The sequence below is a fragment of the Comamonadaceae bacterium OTU4NAUVB1 genome (genome assembly GCA_024372625.1).
In the GTDB taxonomy this organism is placed as follows: Bacteria; Pseudomonadota; Gammaproteobacteria; order Burkholderiales; family Burkholderiaceae_C; genus Variovorax.
Genome location: CP099605.1, coordinates 597,531 through 612,605 on the forward strand (window position 1 = coordinate 597,531; position 15,075 = coordinate 612,605).

The window sequence follows — 15,075 nt, forward strand, 5'->3', positions numbered from 1 at the left end:
TCCGACCCGATGTCCATTTCCACCCACGGCCTTCGCGTTCGTCGCGGTCCCCAGGCGGTCCGCGCGATGGTGGAATTGTTTTCGTCGATGCGCTTCGCCATCGCGTTGCTGACGGTCATCTGCATCGCCTCGATCATCGGCACCGTGCTCAAGCAGCACGAGCCCTCGGGCAACTACGTCAACCAGTTCGGGCCGTTCTGGGCCGAGGTCTTCCGCGCGGCGCGGCTCGACGCGATCTACAGCGCCTGGTGGTTCCTGCTGATCCTGCTGTTCCTGGTGGTGAGCACGTCGCTGTGCGTGGCGCGCAACACGCCCCGCATCCTGGGCGAGTTGCGCACCTTCAAGGAGGACCTGCGCGTGCAGAGCCTGAAAGCGTTCGGGCAGCGCGCGGAGGCCGCGCTGGACGAAGCGCCCGAGGCGGCGGCCCGGCGCATCGGCACGATGCTCGCCGGCGGTGGGTGGAAGGTCCGGCTGCAGCATCGCGAGGGCCAGGGCTGGATGGTCGCCGCGCGCGCGGGCGGCGCGCACAAGCTGGGCTACATCGCCGCGCATGGCGCCATCGTGCTGATCTGCCTGGGCGGCCTGCTCGATGGCGATCTGGTGGTGCGCGCGCAGACCTGGTTCAACGGCAAGAGCGTGTTCACCGGCGGCGGCATGATCGCCGACGTCGCACCCGAGCACCGGCTCTCGCCGGGCAACCCGACCTTCCGCGGCAACATCCTGGTGCCCGAGGGCGGGCGCGCCAGCGTCGCGATCCTCAACCAGTCCGACGGCGTGCTGCTCCAGGAGCTGCCGTTCGCCATCGAGCTGAAGAAGTTCATCGTCGACTACTACTCGACCGGCATGCCCAAGCTGTTCGCCAGCGAGGTGGTGCTGCACGACCGCGAGACCGGCGCGCAGGTGCCCGCGCGCATCGAGGTCAATCACCCGGCGAGCTACAAGGGCGTGGAGATCTACCAGTCGAGCTTCGACGACGGCGGCTCCACGGTGAAGCTCAAGGCCGTGCCGATGCGCGCGGCGGCACGGCCGTTCGAACTCGAGGGCCGCATCGGCACCAGCGCGGAGATCACCGACGGCAGCGAACGGCTGACGCTCGAGTACGCCGCGCTGCGTGTGATCAACGTCGAGAACTTCGCCACCAACGGCCTGTCCGGCGCCACCGACGTGCGCCGGGTCGACCTGCTGCAGCACGGCATCGGCTCTCGCCTGGGCGCGGCCAACAAGGTCGACCGGCCCAAGGTGCTGCGCAACATCGGCCCGAGCATCGGCTACAAGCTGCGCGACGCGGCCGGGCAGGCGCGCGAGTACCAGAACTACATGCTGCCGGTGGACGCCGGCGACGGGCCGCCGGTGTTCCTGCTGGGCGTGCGCGAACGTCCCGAGGAGCCGTTCCGCTACCTGCGCGTTCCGGCCGATGCGGACGGCACCATGGACGGCTTCGTGCGCATGCGCGCCGCGCTGGCCGACGCGCGCCTGCGCGAGCGGGCCGTGGCGCGCTACGTCGAGCGCGCGACCGGCCCGGGACGCGCCGACCTCGCCGAGCAGCTGCGGGTCTCGGCGACACGCGCCCTCGCGCTGTTCGCCGGCGCCGAACGCGCCAGGACCGACGGCACGGCCGCCGGCGGCTGGCAGGCGGTCGCCGAATTCATGGAGGCCAACGTGCCCGAGGCCGAGCGCCAGCGCACGGGTGCGGTGCTGGTGCGGGTGCTGAACGACGTGCTCTTCGACGTGCTCAACCTCGGCCGCGAGGACGCCGGGCTGGCGGCGCTGCCGGGCGACGACACGTCGCAGGCATGGCTGACGCAGGCCGTGCTGGCGATCAGCGACGCCACCTTCTATCCGGCGCCCGTCGCCATGCTGATGACCGATTTCCAGCAGGTGCAGGCCAGCGTGTTCCAGGTGGCGCGCGCGCCCGGCAAGAACGTCGTCTATCTGGGCTGCCTGTTCCTCATCGTGGGCATCTTCGCGATGCTCTACGTGCGCGACCGCCGTCTGTGGGTGTGGCTGGCGCCGGGGGGCGGGGGCAGCGACGCCACCATGGCGCTGTCGGCCAACCGGCGCACCATCGACAGCGACCGCGAGTTCGACAACCTCAAGACCAAGCTGCTCGGCCTCCAGGCCCTTCCGAAGGAACCGATGCCATGACCACCACGACCCTCACGCTCAATGACGGCTGGATCGCTCGCCGCAACGCCCTCGACTGGGTGTTCGCGGCGCTGGTGGCGCTCGGCGGGCTGTTCGCCTTCGCCCGCTATGGCGCACGCATGGACGTCTACGAGAAGCCGATCCTCGTCGCGGCGCTGGCCTCGATGGTCTGGCTGGGCTGGTTCTGGCGACCCTTGCAGCTGCTGGGCCTCGTGGTCGCGGCGGCGTCGCTGCTGGCGATCAACTCCTACCAGGGCGACCTGGCCCGCGCCGAGACGGTGTTCTGGCTCAAGTATTTCCTCTCCAGCCAGTCGGCCATCCTGTGGATGAGCGTGCTGTTCTTCATGAGCACGGTCTTCTACTGGCTCGGCCTGTTCGGCGGCCGCCAGGGCGACGCGCTCGAGGGACTCGGCTCGCGCATCGCCTGGGCGGCGGTCGCGATGGCGCTCATCGGCACCATGGTGCGCTGGTACGAGAGCCACCAGCTCGGCCCGGACATCGGCCACATCCCGGTGAGCAACCTCTACGAGGTGTTCGTGCTGTTCTGCTGGCTCACCACGGCGTTCTACCTGTACTTCGAGGCGCGCTACGCCACGCGCGCCATGGGCGCCTTCGTGATGCTGGTGGTCAGCGCGGCGGTCGGCTTCCTGCTCTGGTACACGCTGGTGCGCGAGGCGCACGAGATCCAGCCGCTGGTGCCGGCGCTGCAGAGCTGGTGGATGAAGCTGCACGTGCCGGCCAACTTCATCGGCTACGGCACCTTCGCGCTGGCCGCGATGGTGGCATTCGCCTACCTGGTGAAGGAACAGGCGCAGGAGACGCGCTGGTGGCGCCTGACGCCGATCTGGCTGCTGGGCGCGGCGCTGTGCTTCGTGCCGATCGCCTTCCGCCAGCGGGTGCAGGAGGCCGGCGGCGGCTACTGGATCGGCTACGCGGCGGTGGCGGCGCTGATCGCCGCGGGCATCCTGCTCGGGCGTCGGCGCATCGCGGCACGCCTGCCGGCCAACGAGGTGCTCGACGACGTCATGTACAAGTCGATCGCCGTCGGCTTCGCGTTCTTCACCATCGCCACCGTGCTCGGCGCCCTCTGGGCGGCCGATGCCTGGGGCGGCTACTGGAGCTGGGACCCCAAGGAGACCTGGGCGCTGATCGTCTGGCTGAACTACGCCGCCTGGCTGCACATGCGGCTGGTGAAGGGCCTGCGCGGCACGGTCGCGGCCTGGTGGGCCCTGGTCGGGCTGGCCGTCACCACCTTCGCCTTCCTCGGCGTCAACATGTTCCTGAGCGGTCTGCACAGCTACGGCGAGTTGTAGACACCCAAGTCCGCGCCTTGTCCGACGGAACTTCGCAGCCGCCGTGAAACCAGACGACGGCGTTCTGCGTATTTCATCCGACAGGTCCGGCATTCCGACCGGACCGCGATGTTTCCCCCTGAAAGATTCGCCATGCTGATCCCCTCACGCGACGACGGCTTCATCCACCCCGTGCCCAGCGACATCACGCCACGCCACGTCTACGAGGGCCGCCGCGACATGCTGCGCCTGCTGGCCACCGGCGCGGCCGGCACCGCGCTCGCCGGCTGGGCCGCGCGGGATGCGCTGGCGCAGACGGTTCCCCCGGGCAAGCTCGCCGCGCTCAAGAACGTCAAGTCGACCGTCGCGGGCGCCCAGAGCATGGAAAAGCCGACCGACTACAAGGACGCCTCCACCTACAACAACTACTACGAGTTCGGCACCGACAAGGCCGATCCGGCGAAGAACGCCGGGACCCTGAAGACGCGGCCCTGGAGCGTCGAGGTCGAGGGTCTCGTCAAGAAGCCCGGCAAGTACGACATCGAGGACCTGCTCAAGCTGAGCGCGCAGGAAGAGCGCATCTACCGCCTGCGCTGCGTCGAGGGATGGTCGATGGTCATCCCGTGGGTCGGCTATTCGCTCGCCGAACTCATCAGAAAGGTCGAACCGCAGGGCAACGCCAAGTACGTCGAGTTCGTGACCCTGGCCGATCCCAAGACCATGCCCTTCGTCGGCTCGCGCGTGCTGGACTGGCCCTACACCGAGGGCCTGCGCATGGACGAGGCCATGCATCCGCTCACGCTGCTGACCTTCGGCATGTACGGCGAGGTGCTGCCCAACCAGAACGGCGCGCCGGTGCGTCTGGTGGTGCCGTGGAAGTACGGCTTCAAGTCGGCCAAGTCGATCGTCAAGATCCGCTTCGTCGAGAAGGAGCCGGGCACGGCCTGGAACAAGGCCGCCGCCAACGAATACGGCTTCTATTCCAACGTCAACCCCAACGTCGACCACCCGCGTTGGAGCCAGGCGACCGAGCGCCGCATCGGCGACGGCAGCGGCCTGTTCGCCAAGCGCCGCAAGACGGAGATGTACAACGGCTACGAGGCCCAGGTCGCTTCACTCTACGCCGGCATGGACCTGAAGAAGAACTTCTGACGGGCCAAGGGACGACGTCGTGAACAAGCTGCTGCTCCACCCCGCGGCCAAGCCGGTCGTGTTCCTGCTGTGCCTGCTGCCGTTCGCATGGCTGGCCTATGGCGCCTTCACCGACGCACTGGGCGCGAACCCCGCCGAATACCTGATCCGCGCGACCGGCGACTGGACGCTGCGCTTCCTGTGCATCGTGCTGGCCGTCACGCCGGTGCGCGTGACGCTCGGGCTCAACGGCCTCGCGCGCCTGCGTCGCATGCTGGGCCTGTTCATGTACTTCTACGTCGTCGTCCACCTGCTGAGCTATGGCTGGTTCGACATGGGTTTCGATCTGGGAGAGATCGCGCGCGACATCGTCAAGCGGCCGTTCATCTTGGTGGGCTTCGCGGCGTTCGTGCTGCTCACGCCCCTGGCGGCCACGTCGTTCAACCGGGCGATCAAGGCATTGGGCGCCAAGCGCTGGCAGGCGCTGCACAAGCTGGTCTACGTGATCGCCGGCCTCGGGCTGCTGCATTTCTTCTGGATGCGCGCGGGCAAGAACAACTTCACGGAAGTCTTCGTCTATGCCGCCATCATCGGCGTGCTGATGGGATGGCGCGTCTGGGATTTCGGGCGCAAGCGCAAGGCCAGGTCGGCGAACGCGCGGACGGTGGCGGCGTCGGGCGGACGCGCCACCGCGCCGCCGCGTCCGCTCAGTCGCTGAGCGACGCCGCCCGCAGTTCGGCCCGCAGCTGGTCCTCGGGCGTCTCGCGGTGGCGGATCAGGCGGGCCTCCTGGCCGCTCACCAGCACCTCGGCCGCGCGACCGCGCGTGTTGTAGTTGCTCGCCATCGACATGCAGTAGGCGCCGGCGGAGAGCACGGCCACCAGATCACCGGCCTGCACGGCGAGTTCGCGGTCCCGGCCGATCCAGTCGCCGCTCTCGCACACCGGTCCGACGACGTCGCAGGTCGTCGACGTGCGCTCGCCGGCGGCGTCGGCCGCCCGGACCGGGACGATCTGGTGGAACGCCTCGTACATCGCGGGGCGCGGCAGGTCGTTCATGGCCACGTCGACGATGCAGAAGTTCTTCGCTTCGCCCGGCTTCATGTAGAGCACCTCGCTCACGCAGACGCCGGCGTTGCCCACGAGCGAGCGTCCCGGCTCCACCACGATGCGGCGGCCGCCGAAGCCGCGCGCGTCGAGCCGGGCGAGCAGCTGGCGCCACAGCACGTCGGCCGCCGGTGGCGTGTCGTAGTGATAGTCGATGCCCAGACCTCCCCCGAAATCGAGGTGGTGCAGGACGATGCCGGCGCGCTCGATGGCTTCCACCAGGTCGAGCACGCGCTCCACCGCGTCGAGGTAGGGCGAGACCTCCGTGATCTGCGAGCCGATGTGGCAGTCGATGCCCACCACCTCCAGGCCCGGCAGCGACGCCGCGTGCCGGTAGGCCTGCAGGGCGCGGTCGTGCGCCACGCCGAACTTGTTGCCCTTCAGGCCGGTGGAGATGTAGGGATGCGTCTTCGGATCGACGTTGGGATTGATGCGGATGCTGATGCGCGCGCGCCGGTCCGCTGTTTCCAGCGCCACGGCGTTGAGCACGTCGAGTTCGGCCTCGCTCTCGACGTTGAAGCACAGGATGCCGGCCTCGAGCGCCTGGCGCATCTCGCCGCGCGTCTTGCCCACGCCCGAGAAGATCACCCGTGCCGGATCGCCGCCGGCGGCCAGCACGCGCGCGAGTTCGCCGCCCGAGACGATGTCGAAGCCGCAGCCCGCCTGCGCGAAGACCCGCAGCACGCCGAGTGACGAATTGGCCTTCATCGCATAGCAGACCAGCGCGTCACGGCCCTCGAAGCCGCGCTGGTAGGCCGCGAGCGCGTCGAGCATCCACTGCTTCGAGTAGACGAAGAGCGGCGTGCCGTGCGCGCGGGCCAGTTCGGCCAGCGGCAGTGCCTCCACGCACAGGTCGCCGCGCGCGTCCCGGGCGACGTGCGGGTGGCCGGGCAGGGGGAGGGCAGGGAGGGAGTGGGGGGCGTTCACCGGGTCGTCTCGTAGTCGGAAAGTGGCAGTGCCGGCGTCGTGAAGGACTCGGGAATGGCGATCGGGGCCGGTGTGGTCGGGGCGGGCGGCGCCGCGGATGCATCGGTGCGCGAGAACGGCGCCTTCAGCACGGCCGGCAACGTCGCGCGGTTGGCCGCGGCGGGATCGGTCGGGAAATAGAGCGGTCCCTTCTGGCCACAACCCCCGAGAGGGACCCCGAGGACGCAGAGGCCGAGGACGCTCACTAGAATTTGTCGGACTTTCAACATCGCGAAATTGTAATGACCGACCCCGACTACATGGACCGTGCCGAAGCCCTGCTCAGCGCCGTCGAAAGAGGATGCGATCGCATCAACGACACGACGGAGGCGGACATCGACAACCAGCGGGTCGGCGGGATGATCACCATCAGCTTTCCCGGTGGCAGCCAGCTGATCGTCAACCTGCAGAAACCCTTGCAGGAGGTCTGGCTGGCGGCCCGCTCGGGCGGCTATCACTACCGCCACGACGGCACCGCGTGGGTCGACACCAAGACCGGCGAGGAGTTCTTCGACAACCTCTCGCGCGAGGCGAGCCGCCAGTCGGGCCTGACCCTGCGCTTCCTGCCCCACTGAGCGGACCGCGTGGCCCGCGCCGGGCGGCGGCGGCCGCACGCCGAAGCCACCGGCGACGAGGTCAGTTGCGGAACATGTCGAGGATGCGGTTGCGTTCCTCGGGTGGCGGCTGCGGGCTGGCGGGTTCGCCGCCCGGCGTCACCTCCACCGGTTGCGGCGGTGCCTGCTCGACGCCCAGGCTGGCAACGCCGCGGCCCGGACCGAAGTCGTCGTAGTACAGCTCGCCGCCGATGCTCATGACGCCCGCGGGCGGTGGTCCGGGGTCGGCGACCGGCACGCCCTTGAGCGCGGTCTCCATGTAGCTGATCCAGATCGGCAGGCTCAGTCCGCCGCCGGTTTCCCGGTCGCCCAGCTTGCGCGGCGTGTCGTAGCCCATCCAGGCGACCGCCGCCATGGTGGGCTGGAAGCCGGCGAACCAGGCGTCGAGCGAATCGTTGGTGGTGCCGGTCTTGCCGTAGATGTCGTTGCGCTTGAGCGTCGACTGCGCCTTGGCGGCCGTCCCGCCGCTGGCCACCGACTGCAGCAGGCTGTCCATGACGTAGGCGTTGCGCTGCGGGATGGCGCGCATCGTCTCGTTGAGCAGTGGCGGCTGCGTCTCGACGAGCACCTTGTCGCGATGGTCGGTGATGCGCGTGACCAGGTACGGATTGACGCGATAGCCGCCGTTGGCGAACACCGAATAGGCGGTCGCCATCTGCATGGGCGTGACCGAGCCGGAACCCAGGGCCATCGGCAGGTAGGCCGGATGCTTGGTGCGCTCGAAGCCGAAGTTGGTGACCCAGTCCTGTGCATAGCGCGTGCCGATCGACTGCAGGATGCGGATCGAGACCATGTTCTTCGACTTCATCAGCGCCCGGCGCATCGACATCGGGCCCTCGAAGGTGCCGTCGTAGTTCTTGGGCTCCCACGGCTGGCCGCCGGTGGTGCCGGCGTCGAAGAACAGCGGGGCGTCGTTGATCACGGTGGCCGGCGAGAAGCCCTTTTCCAGCGCCGCCGAGTAGATGAAGGGCTTGAAGCTCGAGCCCGGCTGGCGCCACGCCTGCGTCACGTGGTTGAACTTGTTCTTGCCGAAGTCGAAGCCCCCCACCATCGCCTTGACGGCGCCGTCGCGCGGGTCGACGGCCACGAAGGCGCCCTCGACCTCGGGCAACTGGGTGATCTCGGGCAGGTTCTTCGGTCCGGTGCGCATGACGCGGATGACCGCGCCACGGCGGATCTTGATGTTCGGCGGCGCCTTGTCGGACAGACCCGACTGCGGCAGCTTGAGCCCGTCGCCGGTGATCTGGATCGTCTCGCCGTTGCCGCGGATGGCCACGACCTCGCGCGGGCCGGCCTTCAGGACCACCGCGGCCATCAGGTCGCCGTTGTCGGGATGCTCGGCCAGCGCGTCGTCGACGGCCTCGTCGAGCTCCTTCGCTTCGTTGGGCAGGTCGACGAATTTCTCCGGGCCCCGATAGATCTGGCGGCGCTCGTAATCCATGATGCCCTTGCGCAGCGCCTTGTACGCGGCGGCCTGGTCGGCGGCCACCAGGGACGTGTAGACCTTCAGGCCGCGCGTGTAGGTGCTGTCGCCGTACTGCGCATACATCAGCTGGCGCACCGTCTCGGCCACGTACTCGGCGTGCAGCCGGCTCGGGTCGGCGGCATCGCGCAGGTGCAATTCCTCTTTCTTGGCCTCGGTCGCCTGTTCGGCGGTGATGAAGCCGGCGTCGCGCATGCGGTCGATGACGTAGAGCTGTCGGCCCCGGGCGCGCGTCGGGTTGTTGACGGGGTTGTTCGCGCCGGGCGCCTTGGGCAGGCCGGCGAGCATCGCCGCCTGGGCGATCGTGATGTCCTGCAGCGGTTTGCCGAAGTAGGCGTCGGAGGCGGCCGCGAAGCCGTAGGCGCGGTTGCCCAGGTAGATCTGGTTGAGGTAGATCTCCAGGATCTGGTCCTTGCTCAGCAGGTGTTCGAGCTTGAAGGTCAGCAGGACCTCGTACACCTTGCGCGTCAGCGTCTTCTCGGAACTGAGGTAGACGTTGCGTGCCACCTGCATCGTGATGGTCGAGGCCCCCTGGCTGCGCGCGCGGTTCAGGTTGGCGAGACCGGCGCGCACCATGCCCTTGTAGTCGACGCCGCCGTGCTCGTAGAACCGGGCGTCCTCGGCGGCCAGGACCGCGTCCTTCATGACCTTGGGGATGGTGGCGATGGGCGTCAGGTTGCGGCGTTCCTCGCCGAACTCACCGATCAGGATGCCCTCGGAGGAGAACACCCGCAGCGGCAGCTTGGGTCGGTAGTCGGCCAGGTCGGAGATGTCGGGCAGGTTGGGGTAGGCGACCGCCAGGGCGACCGCCAGCACGGCCACCACGCTGAGCACGCCGGCGGCGGCCAGACCCAGCCCCCACAGGACGATGCGCGTGAGCCATGTCACCCATGCAGGGCGCGCGGGCGGGCGTGGAGCGGTCCGTGCGGAGCGCGTGGAATCGGGGGAGGAGCGGGGCGGAGTCACCGCGCATTATAAAAAAGCCCGGCGTCCGGCGCCTGCCGAGGGTGCACAAAGATGCGTGGATGCCCTCAAAGTCACCGGAATTGCACGGCGCTACATTTGAGTTCCATTTTGGCAACGCGAACAAATTCACAAAGTGTCCGGTGCTTGGTCGCAGTGAGGGCTTGCTGCTAGCATGCAACCCCATGCAAATCTTGCTAATCGTTACACCTGACGAGAATTCAATTGATTGAACTTGGATCCCTGTTTCGACGACAGCCTGGCGCCCTGATCGGGCTCGACGTCAGTTCATCGAGCGTGAAGCTGGTCGAGCTCGGGCGCGAGGCCAGCGGCCGGCTGGTGCTCGAGCACTGCGCGATCGAGCCGCTCGAGCGGGGCTGGATCAACGACGGCAACGTGGAGAAGTTCGACGAGGTCGCCGAGGCCGTGCGCCGCGTGGTGCGCAAGAGCGGCACGCGCACGCGCAACGTCGCGATGGCGTTGCCGCCCTCGGCGGTCATCACCAAGAAGATCGTCCTGCCCGGTGGCATGAGCGAGCAGGAACTCGAATTGCAGGTCGAATCGGAGGCCAACCAGTACATCCCGTTCTCCCTGGAGGAGGTCAGCCTGGATTTCTGCGTCATCGGCGACAGCGCCAGTTCCGCGGGCGACGTGGAGGTGCTGATCGCCGCCTCGCGCAAGGAGAAGGTCCAGGACCGCCAGGGCCTGGCCGAGGCCGCCGGCCTGAAGGCCGTGATCCTCGACGTCGAGTCGTATGCGTCGCGCATGGCCACGTCGCGGTTGATCGAGCAGCTCCCCAACCAGGGCGTGGATGCCGTGGTGGCGCTGTTCGAGGTCGGTGCCTTCACCACGAGCATGCAGGTGCTGCGCAACCAGGAAGTGCTCTACGACCGCGACCAGGCGTTCGGTGGTGCGCAGCTCACCCAGCTCGTCGTGCGCCAGTACGGCTTCTCGAACGAGGAGGCCGAGATCAAGAAGCGCAGCGGCGACCTGCCCGACGACTACGGCGCCGCCGTGCTGCAGCCCTTCGTGGCGAGCATCGCGCAGGAGATCGCGCGGGCGCTGCAGTTCTTCTTCACCAGCACGCCGCACAACCGCGTCGACTACGTGCTGCTCGCGGGCGGGTCGGCCGCGTTGCCGGGCCTCACGAGCGCCGTGACGCGACAGACCTCCTTCGCCTGCTCGCTGGTCAATCCTTTCGAAGGCATGGAAGTCAGCGCCGCCATCCGCGAGAAGAAGATGCGGCGCGAAGCCCCGTCCTACCTGACCTCGTGCGGCCTGGCGATGCGAAGGTTCCTGCAATGATCCTGATCAACCTGCTGCCGCACCGCGAGGCCGCGCGCAAGCGCCGGCGCGAGCAGTTCTTCTCCGTGCTGGCGGCCTCCGTGCTGATGGGCGCCCTGGTCGCCGGTGCCATCTACCTCTGGCTGGGCGCGCAGATCTCCGACCAGAGGCAGACCAACGACTACCTGCAGTCGGAGATCACCAAGCTGGAGAGCGAGATCAAGGAGATCTCGACCCTGCAGTCAGAGATCGCCGGATTGAAGGCCCGCCAGCAGGCCGTGGAGAACCTCCAGGGCGACCGCAACCTGCCGGTGCACCTGCTCAACGAACTGGTCAGCCAGCTGCCCGACGGCGTCTACCTCTCCAGCATGAAGCAGGACGACCGGGTCGTGACGTTGCAGGGCACGGCGCAATCGAACGAACGCGTCTCCGAACTGCTGCGCAACCTCGGCACCGTCAGCCCGTGGCTGACCAAGCCCGAACTCGTCGAGATCACGGCCGGCTCGGTGTCCCTGACGCCGCGCGACCAGCGGCGCGTGGCGAACTTCACCATGCGCATCGGCCTGCGCCGGCCGACCGATGCCGACAAGCCCGCCCCCGCGCCCGCGACGCCCGCGGCCGTGCCGGCGACCAAGGGCTGAAGGACCCCACGACCATGCCGAAAAAACCCTCTGCGTCCAAGGCGCGCGTCGACGTCGCCGCCGCGGCGCGGCGTCTGGGCGACCAGTTCCGCGACCTCAACCCGAACGATCCCTCGATGTGGCCGGCCGTGCCGCGCAACGTGCTGCACGTCGCGGCCGCGATCATGGTGCTGGTGGCGCTGTGGTTCCTGTGGCTGGTGAATTCCAGCGACGAACTCGACGCCGCGCGCGCCAGGGAAGTGACGCTGAAGGCCGACTACCAGACCAAGGTGACCCAGGCTGCGCGGCTCGACCTGCTGAAGAAGCAGCGCGAGGAAGTCCGGCAGTACGTGACGCTGCTGGAGAAGCAGCTTCCGAGCAAGGCCGAGATGGACGCCCTGCTGTCGGACATCAACCAGGCCGGTCTGGGGCGCAGCCTGCAGTTCGAGCTCTTTCGGCCCGGACAGGTCGACGTCAAGGACTACTACGCCGAACTGCCCATCGCGATCCGCGTGACCGGCAACTACCACGACATGGGCGCGTTCGTCGGCGACGTGGCCAACCTGTCGCGCATCGTCACGCTCAACAACCTCTCGATCGCGCCGCAGAAGGACGGCACCCTGACGATGGACGCCACGGCACGCACCTACCGCTACCTCGACGAGCAGGAGCAGGGCCTGCAGCGGCGCGCGGCGGCCTCGGGAGCGAAGAAATGAGCACCGTGCGCAAGGCGGCATGTCTCGGCGCCGTCGTCGTCGTGTTGGCGGGATGCGCGGGCTCCGACCGCGATGACCTGCAGGCCTGGATGGCCGAGCAGCGCGCGCAGGCCAAGCCGACGATCACGCCGATCGTCGCGCCCAAGAAATTCACGCCGCAGGCCTACACGCAGGAAGCGGGCACCGAGCCGTTCAACATCGCCAAGCTGACCCAGGCCCTGCGACGCGATGCCGCGCAGCCCAGCACGTCCGGCCTGATCGCGCCGGAACTCTCGCGCCGCAAGGAGGCGCTCGAGTCGTTTCCGCTCGACGCCATGGAGATGGTGGGCAGCCTGCAGGGCAGCGGCCAGCCGGTGGCGCTGGTGCGTGTCGACAAGCTGATCTACCAGGTGCGGGCGGGCAACTACCTGGGTCTGAACTACGGGCGCGTGCTGCGCGTCGGCGAGAACCAGCTCACCCTGCGCGAGATCGTGCAGGACGCCTCCGGGGAATGGATCGAACGCCCAGCCGCGCTGGAGCTGCAAGAGAAGTCGAAATGAACCAATTCAAAAAATCACGCTTCATGCCCTGGCTGCGCGGCACCGGTCTCACCGTCGGACTGCTCGCGATGGCGGCGCTCGCCCAGGCGCAGAACGCCATCGAGTCGGTCACCAGCTCCATGCAGTCCGGCTCGGAAGTCGTCCGCATCGATCTGAAGGAATCGCTCGCGGCCGTGCCCACGGGTTTCGTGGTGCAGGCGCCGGCACGCATCGCGCTCGACTTCCAGGGGGTGGCCAACGCCATCGGCCGCTCGGCGATCGAGGTCAACCAGGGCAACCTGCGCTCCATCAACGTCGTCCAGGCCGGGGAACGCACCCGGCTCGTGCTGAACCTCAAGCAGGCCACGGCCTACCGCACGGAAATCCAGGGCAAGTCGCTGCTCGTGTCGCTCGAACCGGTCGCGGGCACCGCGCTGGTGTCCTCGACGACCAGCACCTTCGCCGAGAACCGCAATCGCGACATGCTGCCCCTGCGCGACGTCGACTTCAAGCTGGGCACCGAGAACACTGGGCGGGTGATCGTCGATCTCGCCAACAGCCAGGTCGGCGTCGACATCCGCCAGCAGGGCGGCAACCTCGTGGTCGAGTTCACCAAGTCGACCCTGCCCGAGGGCCTGCGCCGCCGCCTGGACGTGACCGACTTCGGCACGCCGGTGCAGACCATCACCACGCAGCAGGCCGGCGACCGCGTGCGCATGGTCATCGAGCCCAAGGGCGACTGGGAGCACAGCGCCTACCAGAGCGAGAACCAGTTCGTCGTCGAGGTCCGTCCTCGCAAGGTCGATCCGACCAAGCTCACGCAGGGCACGGGCTACAACGGCGAGAAGCTCTCGCTGAACTTCCAGAACATCGAGATCCGTTCGTTGCTGCAGGTGATCGCCGATTTCACGAACTTCAACATCGTGACCTCGGACTCCGTGACCGGCGCGCTGACGCTGCGGCTCAAGGACGTGCCGTGGGACCAGGCCCTGGACATCATCATGCAGGCCAAGAACCTGGGCCTGCGCAAGAACGGCAGCGTGCTGTGGATCGCGCCCAAGGACGAGATCAACGCCAAGGAGAAGCTCGACTACGAGGCGCGCGCGGCGATCCAGAACCTCGAACCCCTGCGCACGCAGTCGTTCCAGTTGAACTACTCCAAGGCCACGGTCATCGCGCAGGGCCTCAGCGGCACGGGCGTGGGCTCCACCGGTGGCGCCGTCGGCACCGCGACGCGCATCCTGAGCCCGCGCGGCAGCGTCATCGCCGAGACGCGCACCAACCAGCTGTTCGTCTCGGACATCCCCGCCCGCCTCGCCCAGGTGGCCGAGCTGATCCAGAAGCTCGACGTGCCCGTGCGGCAGGTCATGATCGAGGCACGCATCGTGGAGGCGACGGACACCTTCGGCAAGTCGCTGGGCGTGCGCCTGGGCGGCGGCGTGATCAACACCGGAAGCACCGTCGGCGCGTTCCCCGCGGTCACGGCCAACGCGGTGACCAACGGCACCTTCGGCGGTGCGCCCAGCGCGACGACGACCTTCACCGGCAGCAACTTCGTCAACCTGCCGTCCACGGGCGTGTCGGGCAACGGCAACGCGCCGGGCACCTTCGCCGTGTCGCTGTTCAACTCGAGCTTCTCCCGCCTGCTGAACCTGGAGATCTCCGCGCTCGAGGCCGACGGCAAGGGTCGCGTGGTGTCGAGCCCGCGCGTCGTCACGGCCGACCAGACCGAGGCGCTGATCGAGCAGGGCACCGAACTGCCCTACCAGGTGGCCACCTCCAGCGGCGCGACGTCGATCGCCTTCCGCAAGGCGAACCTGGCGCTGAAGGTCACGCCGCAGATCACGCCCGAGGGCAACATCATCCTGGCGCTGGACGTGAACAAGGACACCGTCGGCCAGGCCACGACCGCCGGCTTCGCCATCAACACCAAGCACGTCAAGACCGACGTGCTGGTGGAGAACGGCGGCACGGTCGTCATCGGCGGCATCTTCGAGCTGACCGAGCAGAACGACGAATCGCGCATTCCCGTCCTGGGCGAGGTGCCCTACCTGGGCGCGCTCTTCCGCACCCGCACCCGGACGCTGAACAAGACCGAGATGCTGGTGTTCATCACGCCGCGGATGATCACCGACCGCAGCGCGGCGCGCTGACGAGAACAAGAACCGACGGACGAGGAGGTGCCATGAATTTCCCGAGAATCTCTGCCTGGATCATTTCGACATCCATCCTGGCTT

The 15,075-nt window shown here is 68.1% G+C and carries 13 protein-coding genes; 10 read left to right on the plus strand and 3 right to left on the minus strand.

Features of this window, described 5'->3' with window-relative positions:
* Positions 1 to 9: 9 nt before the first annotated feature.
* The 4 genes from NF681_06105 to NF681_06120 all read left to right on the plus strand — a co-directional run bounded on the left by NF681_06105 (position 10) and on the right by NF681_06120 (position 5,286).
* Complete coding sequence (locus NF681_06105; protein ID UST54765.1) at positions 10 to 2,145, plus strand: cytochrome c biogenesis protein ResB; 2,136 nt, start codon at positions 10 to 12, stop codon at positions 2,143 to 2,145.
* Positions 2,142 to 3,458, plus strand: coding sequence for a c-type cytochrome biogenesis protein CcsB (ccsB, locus tag NF681_06110; GenBank protein ID UST54766.1), 1,317 nt, complete (start codon positions 2,142 to 2,144; stop codon positions 3,456 to 3,458). Before NF681_06105 ends, ccsB begins: the two co-directional genes overlap by 4 nt.
* Before the next feature lie 132 nt (positions 3,459 to 3,590).
* Positions 3,591 to 4,589, plus strand: coding sequence for a protein-methionine-sulfoxide reductase catalytic subunit MsrP (gene msrP / locus NF681_06115; GenBank protein ID UST54767.1), 999 nt, complete (start codon positions 3,591 to 3,593; stop codon positions 4,587 to 4,589).
* Positions 4,590 to 4,608: 19 nt separating this feature from the next.
* Positions 4,609 to 5,286 carry a sulfoxide reductase heme-binding subunit YedZ gene (locus NF681_06120; GenBank protein ID UST54768.1) on the plus strand — a complete coding sequence of 226 codons (678 nt, stop codon included), beginning with the start codon at positions 4,609 to 4,611 and terminating at the stop codon, positions 5,284 to 5,286.
* Here the strand turns inward: NF681_06120 and lysA are convergent.
* Both lysA and NF681_06130 read right to left on the minus strand, forming a co-directional pair.
* Positions 5,276 to 6,601: a diaminopimelate decarboxylase gene (lysA, locus tag NF681_06125; GenBank protein UST54769.1), complete on the minus strand. Its 1,326-nt coding sequence runs from the start codon at positions 6,599 to 6,601 to the stop codon at positions 5,276 to 5,278. The two genes, NF681_06120 and lysA, sit on opposite strands and share 11 nt — an antisense overlap.
* On the minus strand, positions 6,598 to 6,870 hold the full coding sequence (locus tag NF681_06130; GenBank protein UST54770.1) for a lipoprotein: 273 nt from the start codon (positions 6,868 to 6,870) through the stop codon (positions 6,598 to 6,600). Before NF681_06130 ends, lysA begins: the two co-directional genes overlap by 4 nt.
* A 12-nt stretch (positions 6,871 to 6,882) precedes the next feature.
* On the opposite strand from NF681_06130, the gene cyaY reads away from it, so the two are divergent.
* Positions 6,883 to 7,215, plus strand: a complete 333-nt coding sequence (gene cyaY / locus NF681_06135; protein ID UST54771.1) for an iron donor protein CyaY — start codon at positions 6,883 to 6,885, stop codon at positions 7,213 to 7,215.
* A gap of 61 nt (positions 7,216 to 7,276) precedes the next feature.
* Here cyaY and NF681_06140 read toward each other — a convergent pair whose 3' ends face one another.
* Entirely contained in the window at positions 7,277 to 9,625 is a 2,349-nt protein-coding gene (locus NF681_06140; GenBank protein ID UST54772.1) for a PBP1A family penicillin-binding protein, read from the minus strand.
* 300 nt (positions 9,626 to 9,925) lie between these two features.
* Between NF681_06140 and NF681_06145 the strand changes: the two genes are divergently transcribed.
* Genes NF681_06145 through NF681_06165 form a run of 5 tightly spaced genes read left to right on the plus strand, consistent with a single transcriptional unit; the run spans position 9,926 to position 14,991 of the window.
* Positions 9,926 to 11,005: a pilus assembly protein PilM gene (locus tag NF681_06145; GenBank protein UST54773.1), complete on the plus strand. Its 1,080-nt coding sequence runs from the start codon at positions 9,926 to 9,928 to the stop codon at positions 11,003 to 11,005.
* Positions 11,002 to 11,625, plus strand: a complete 624-nt coding sequence (locus NF681_06150; protein UST54774.1) for a PilN domain-containing protein — start codon at positions 11,002 to 11,004, stop codon at positions 11,623 to 11,625. Before NF681_06145 ends, NF681_06150 begins: the two co-directional genes overlap by 4 nt.
* 14 nt (positions 11,626 to 11,639) lie before the next feature.
* Positions 11,640 to 12,320, plus strand: a complete 681-nt coding sequence (locus NF681_06155) for a type 4a pilus biogenesis protein PilO (protein ID UST54775.1) — start codon at positions 11,640 to 11,642, stop codon at positions 12,318 to 12,320.
* Positions 12,317 to 12,859, plus strand: coding sequence for a pilus assembly protein PilP (locus tag NF681_06160; GenBank protein UST54776.1), 543 nt, complete (start codon positions 12,317 to 12,319; stop codon positions 12,857 to 12,859). Before NF681_06155 ends, NF681_06160 begins: the two co-directional genes overlap by 4 nt.
* Positions 12,856 to 14,991: a type IV pilus secretin PilQ gene (locus NF681_06165; protein ID UST54777.1), complete on the plus strand. Its 2,136-nt coding sequence runs from the start codon at positions 12,856 to 12,858 to the stop codon at positions 14,989 to 14,991. The genes NF681_06160 and NF681_06165 overlap by 4 nt, the downstream gene beginning before the upstream one ends.
* Positions 14,992 to 15,075 lie beyond the last annotated feature (84 nt).

Bases quoted from the DNA above. Each gene is read 5' to 3' on its own strand.
- NF681_06105 (UST54765.1), top strand. From the start codon at position 10: ATGTCCATTTCCACCCACGGCCTTCGCGTTCGTCGCGGTCCCCAGGCG.
- ccsB (UST54766.1), top strand. From the start codon at position 2,142: ATGACCACCACGACCCTCACGCTCAATGACGGCTGGATCGCTCGCCGC.
- msrP (UST54767.1), top strand. From the start codon at position 3,591: ATGCTGATCCCCTCACGCGACGACGGCTTCATCCACCCCGTGCCCAGC.
- NF681_06130 (UST54770.1), bottom strand. From the start codon at position 6,870: ATGTTGAAAGTCCGACAAATTCTAGTGAGCGTCCTCGGCCTCTGCGTC.
- cyaY (UST54771.1), top strand. From the start codon at position 6,883: ATGACCGACCCCGACTACATGGACCGTGCCGAAGCCCTGCTCAGCGCC.
- NF681_06150 (UST54774.1), top strand. From the start codon at position 11,002: ATGATCCTGATCAACCTGCTGCCGCACCGCGAGGCCGCGCGCAAGCGC.
- NF681_06155 (UST54775.1), top strand. From the start codon at position 11,640: ATGCCGAAAAAACCCTCTGCGTCCAAGGCGCGCGTCGACGTCGCCGCC.
- NF681_06160 (UST54776.1), top strand. From the start codon at position 12,317: ATGAGCACCGTGCGCAAGGCGGCATGTCTCGGCGCCGTCGTCGTCGTG.
- NF681_06165 (UST54777.1), top strand. From the start codon at position 12,856: ATGAACCAATTCAAAAAATCACGCTTCATGCCCTGGCTGCGCGGCACC.